Source organism: Pseudomonas sp. Sample_10, assembly GCF_004321495.1.
In the GTDB taxonomy this organism is placed as follows: domain Bacteria; phylum Pseudomonadota; class Gammaproteobacteria; order Pseudomonadales; family Pseudomonadaceae; genus Aquipseudomonas.
The window spans coordinates 14,800-19,760 of record NZ_RCOE01000139.1 but is presented as its reverse complement, the minus strand read 5'-3'; the positions used below and the strand labels follow the sequence as shown (position 1 = coordinate 19,760).

General features: G+C 59.1%; 4 protein-coding genes. All 4 read left to right on the top strand.

The window, feature by feature from the left end; all coding sequences use genetic code 11:
- A partial coding sequence (locus D8U18_RS13040; protein WP_131107762.1) for a transcription termination/antitermination protein NusA occupies positions 1 to 951 on the top strand: 951 nt, incomplete at its 5' end.
- A 27-nt stretch (positions 952 to 978) separates the two neighbouring features.
- Complete coding sequence (gene infB, locus D8U18_RS13035) at positions 979 to 3,498, top strand: translation initiation factor IF-2 (protein ID WP_056854969.1); 2,520 nt, start codon at positions 979 to 981, stop codon at positions 3,496 to 3,498.
- Positions 3,499 to 3,657: 159 nt separating this feature from the next.
- The gene (gene rbfA, locus D8U18_RS13030; RefSeq protein WP_034148332.1) at positions 3,658 to 4,059 is read left to right on the top strand and encodes a 30S ribosome-binding factor RbfA; all 402 of its coding nucleotides are present in this window, start codon (positions 3,658 to 3,660) and stop codon (positions 4,057 to 4,059) included.
- 3 nt (positions 4,060 to 4,062) lie between these two features.
- On the top strand, positions 4,063 to 4,961 hold an 899-nt coding region (gene truB, locus D8U18_RS13025; protein ID WP_131107763.1), incomplete at its 3' end, for a tRNA pseudouridine(55) synthase TruB.

The following is a 4,961-nucleotide window of genomic DNA, read 5'->3' as shown; positions in this document are numbered from 1 at the left end:
GGCGTGCGTCTGCGTGCGCTGCTCAAGGAAATCCGCACCGAGAACCGCGGCCCGCAGCTGATCCTGTCGCGTACCGCGCCGGAAATGCTGATCGAGTTGTTCCGCATCGAAGTGCCGGAAATTGCTGAAGGCCTGATCGAAGTGATGGCTGCATCCCGTGATCCGGGTTCGCGCGCCAAGATCGCCGTCCGCTCCAAGGACAAACGCATCGACCCGCAGGGCGCTTGCATCGGTATGCGCGGTTCGCGCGTCCAGGCAGTGTCGGGCGAGTTGGGCGGTGAGCGTGTGGACATCGTCCTGTGGGACGACAACCCGGCTCAGTTCGTAATCAACGCCATGTCCCCGGCTGAGGTTGCGGCAATTATCGTTGACGAAGATGCCCACGCAATGGACATCGCCGTTGGCGCAGACAATCTGGCTCAGGCCATCGGTCGCGGTGGTCAGAACGTGCGTCTGGCTAGCCAGTTGACTGGCTGGACCCTGAACGTGATGACCGAATCGGACATCCAGGCTAAGCAGCAAGCAGAAACCGGCGACATCCTGCGCAACTTCATCGAAGAGCTTGAAGTCGATGAAGAACTGGCTCAGGTGCTGGTAGATGAAGGCTTCACCAGCCTGGAAGAGATTGCCTACGTACCGTTGGAAGAGATGCTCAACATCGACGGCTTTGACGAAGACATCGTCAACGAGCTTCGCGCTCGTGCCAAGGATCGTTTGTTGACCAAAGCCATCGCTACTGAGGAAAAGCTGGCAGACGCCCATCCGGCCGAAGACCTGCTCTCGCTTGAGGGTATGGACAAGGATTTGGCGATGGAACTGGCGGTGCGCGGCGTAATTACCCGCGAAGACCTGGCCGAGCAGTCTATTGACGATCTGCTCGACATCGACGGCATTGACGATGATCGTGCCGGCAAGTTGATCATGGCCGCCCGAGCCCACTGGTTCGAGTAATTAGGCGCGGCCTGAGGAGAGAAGTGCATGACGCAAGTCACGGTGAAACAACTGGCCGATGAGGTCAAAACACCGGTAGAGCGCCTGTTGCAGCAGATGCGTGAGGCAGGTCTGCCGCACACCGCCGCCGAAGAAAGTGTGACTGACAGTGAGAAGCAATCGTTGCTGACTCACTTGAAAAGCAGCCACAAGGCGAAAGTGGAAGAACCACGCAAGATTACGCTGCAGCGTAAAACCACCAGCACCCTGCGTGTTGCTGGCAGCAAAAGCATCAGCGTTGAAGTACGCAAGAAGAAAGTCTTCGTACAGCGCAGCCCGGAAGAAATCGAAGCCGAGCGCAAGCGTGAACTGGATGAACGTCGCGCAGTAGAAAATGCTGCACGTCAGAAGGCTGAAGAAGAAGCCAAGCGTCGCGCCGAAGAAGAAGCGCGTCGCCAGCCTGCTGCTGCGCCGACCGCTCCAGCCGAACCTGTTGCTGCGCCTGTTGCAGTGGCCGAGCCTGTGCGTGAAAGCGCTCCGGTTGTGGCTGCCGCACCGGCTGCAGACGCTCGCAAGCGTGACGAGCCGCGCCGTCCGGACAAGCCACGTGCCGACGATAACAATCGTCGCGGTGGTGGCGATGGCGAGCGCAAAAACGCTCCGCATCGTGCTTCGGTCAAGGAAAAGGCACCTGCGCCACGCGTTGCCCCACGTACTACCGACGAAGAAAGCGATGGCTTCCGTCGTGGTGGTCGCGGCAAGGCCAAGCTGAAGAAGCGCAACGCCCACGGTTTCCAGAGCCCAACCGGCCCTGTCGTGCGTGAAGTGAAGATCGGCGAGACCATCACTGTTGGCGATCTCGCTCAGCAGATGTCGGTCAAGGCTGCTGAAATCATCAAATTCATGTTCAAACTGGGTACTCCAGCGACCATCAACCAGGTACTGGATCAGGAAACTGCCCAACTGGTTGCTGAAGAACTGGGCCACAAAGTGACCCTGGTCAGCGATACCGCCCTGGAAGATTCCCTGGCAGAGTCCCTGAAGTTTGAAGGTGAGGCTGTTTCCCGTGCGCCAGTCGTGACCGTAATGGGCCACGTTGACCACGGTAAAACTTCCCTGCTCGACTACATCCGTCGTGCCAAGGTTGCTGCTGGCGAAGCCGGTGGCATTACCCAGCACATCGGTGCATATCACGTTGAAACCGACCGTGGCATGGTGACGTTCCTCGACACCCCTGGTCACGCCGCGTTTACCGCAATGCGTGCCCGTGGTGCCAAGGCGACCGACATCGTGATCCTGGTGGTTGCAGCGGACGACGGCGTAATGCCGCAAACCATCGAAGCCGTTCAGCATGCTCAGGCTGCTGGCGTTCCGCTGGTTGTCGCTGTGAACAAGATCGACAAGCCAGGTGCTGACCTCGATCGCATCCGTAGCGAACTGTCGGTCCACGGCGTGACTTCGGAAGAGTGGGGTGGCGATACTCCATTCGTACCGGTCTCGGCGAAGATGGGTACCGGTGTCGACGAACTGCTCGAAGCCGTATTGCTGCAAGCCGAAGTCCTGGAACTGACTGCAACTCCTTCGGCTCCTGGCCGTGGTGTCGTGGTTGAATCGCGTCTGGACAAGGGCCGTGGCCCGGTGGCTACCGTTCTGGTTCAGGACGGTACCCTGCGTCAAGGCGACATGGTCCTGGTCGGTTCGAACTACGGTCGCGTTCGGGCCATGCTCGACGAGAACGGCAAGCCAATCAAGGAAGCCGGTCCGGCCATCCCTGTCGAAATTCTCGGCCTGGACGGTACCCCGGACGCTGGCGACGAGATGAGCGTGGTTGCCGACGAGAAGAAAGCCCGTGAAGTGGCTCTGTTCCGTCAAGGCAAGTTCCGCGAAGTCAAACTGGCTCGCGCTCACGCCGGCAAGCTGGAAAACATCTTCGAAAACATGGGTCAGGAAGAGAAGAAGACGCTCAACATCGTCCTCAAATCCGACGTCCGTGGTTCGCTGGAAGCGTTGAACGGTGCCTTGAACGGCCTGGGTAACGACGAAGTGCAGGTGCGTGTGGTCGGTGGCGGTGTCGGTGGTATCACCGAATCCGACGCCAACCTGGCACTGGCTTCCAACGCTGTACTGTTCGGCTTCAACGTGCGTGCCGATGCCGGCGCTCGCAAGATCGTCGAGCAGGAAGGTCTGGATATGCGTTACTACAACGTGATCTACGACATCATCGAAGACGTCAAGAAAGCCCTGACCGGCATGCTCGGCAGCGATGTTCGCGAGAACATCCTGGGTATCGCCGAAGTGCGTGACGTGTTCCGCTCGCCGAAGTTTGGCGCGATCGCCGGTTGCATGGTTATCGAAGGTGTTGTTCACCGTAACCGTCCAATCCGTGTACTGCGTGAAGACATCGTTATCTTCGAAGGCGAGCTGGAATCCCTGCGCCGCTTCAAGGATGACGCTTCCGAAGTGCGTGCCGGCATGGAATGCGGTATCGGCGTGAAGAGCTACAACGACGTCAAAGTCGGTGACAAGATCGAAGTCTTCGAGAAGGTTCAGGTTGCTCGCAGCCTCTAACTCGCGCACTTCAGGAGCCGTGATGGCCGGTCGCACTCAATCGTGCGACGCATCACCCGGACTCTAAACGCAACGCCCGGTCTGGCTTCTGTCAGGCCGGGCGTTTGCCGCTTTCAGACCTCACGGGTTTCACCGTGGGGCAGTAACAGGTAACAAGACATGGCAAAAGAATACAGCCGTACCCAACGTATCGGCGATCAGATGCAGCGCGAGCTGGCACAGCTGATCCGTCGCGAAGTCAAAGACCCGCGCGTCGGCCTGGTCACCATTACTGCTGTGGAAGTCAGCCGTGACGTCGGTCATGCCAAGATTTTCATCACCGTGATGGGCCAGGACAGCGCTGAAGACATCGCTCAAAGCATCAAGGTGCTGAATTCCGCCGCCGGTTTCCTGCGTATGCAACTGGCTCGCGAAATGAAGCTGCGCAGCGTCCCGCAATTGCACTTCCACTACGACGAAAGCGTCGTGCGCGGTGCGCATCTGTCGGCATTGATCGAGCGCGCTGTGGCTGAAGACAATCAGCATCCGGTTGCGGCAGAAGCCGAAGACACCAAGGAGTAATCGGTGGCTCAGGTCAAACGTATCCGTCGTAATGTCAGCGGAATCATCCTGCTCGACAAGCCGCTGGGGTTCACCTCCAACGCGGCTTTGCAGAAGGTCCGCTGGTTGCTGAACGCCGAGAAGGCCGGTCACACCGGCAGTCTCGATCCGCTGGCCACCGGCGTTCTGCCGCTGTGCTTCGGTGAAGCCACCAAGTTCTCGCAATACCTGCTCGATTCGGACAAGGGTTACGAGACGTTGGCGCAACTGGGCAAAACCACCACCACGGCGGACGCCGAAGGTGAGGTTCTGCAGGAACGCCCGGTGACCGTTGGTCGCGCCGATATCGAAGCTGTCCTGCCGGATTTTCGTGGGCAAATCAGTCAGATACCGCCGATGTACTCGGCCCTCAAGCGTGATGGCCAGCCGTTGTACAAGCTGGCGCGTGCTGGCGAAGTAGTGGAGCGCGAACCGCGTTCTGTTACTATTGCGCGCTTGGAATTGCTGGCCTTCGAAGGTGATACTGCGCGACTGGCAGTGGATTGCAGCAAAGGCACCTATATTCGTACCCTCGTGGAGGATATTGGTGAAAAACTCGGTTGTGGCGCTTACGTTGCAGAACTGCGACGTACCCAGGCCGGGCCTTTCACGCTGGCCCAGACCGTCACCCTGGAAGAGCTGGAAGCGGTACATGCCGAAGGCGGCAACGAAGCGGTTGATCGCTTCCTGATGCCATCGGACAGCGGCCTGCTCGATTGGCCGTTGTTGCAGTTCTCGGAGCACAGCTCGTTCTACTGGCTCAACGGCCAGCCGGTTCGCGCCCCGGATGCACCGAAGTTCGGCATGGTACGGGTACAGGATCACAATGGTCGCTTCATCGGTATCGGTGAAGTGAGCGAAGACGGGCGCATCGCGCCGCGTCG

Excerpts from the sequence above, each read along its gene's own strand:
- infB (WP_056854969.1), top strand. The coding sequence starts at position 979 with ATGACGCAAGTCACGGTGAAACAACTGGCCGATGAGGTCAAAACACCG.
- rbfA (WP_034148332.1), top strand. The coding sequence starts at position 3,658 with ATGGCAAAAGAATACAGCCGTACCCAACGTATCGGCGATCAGATGCAG.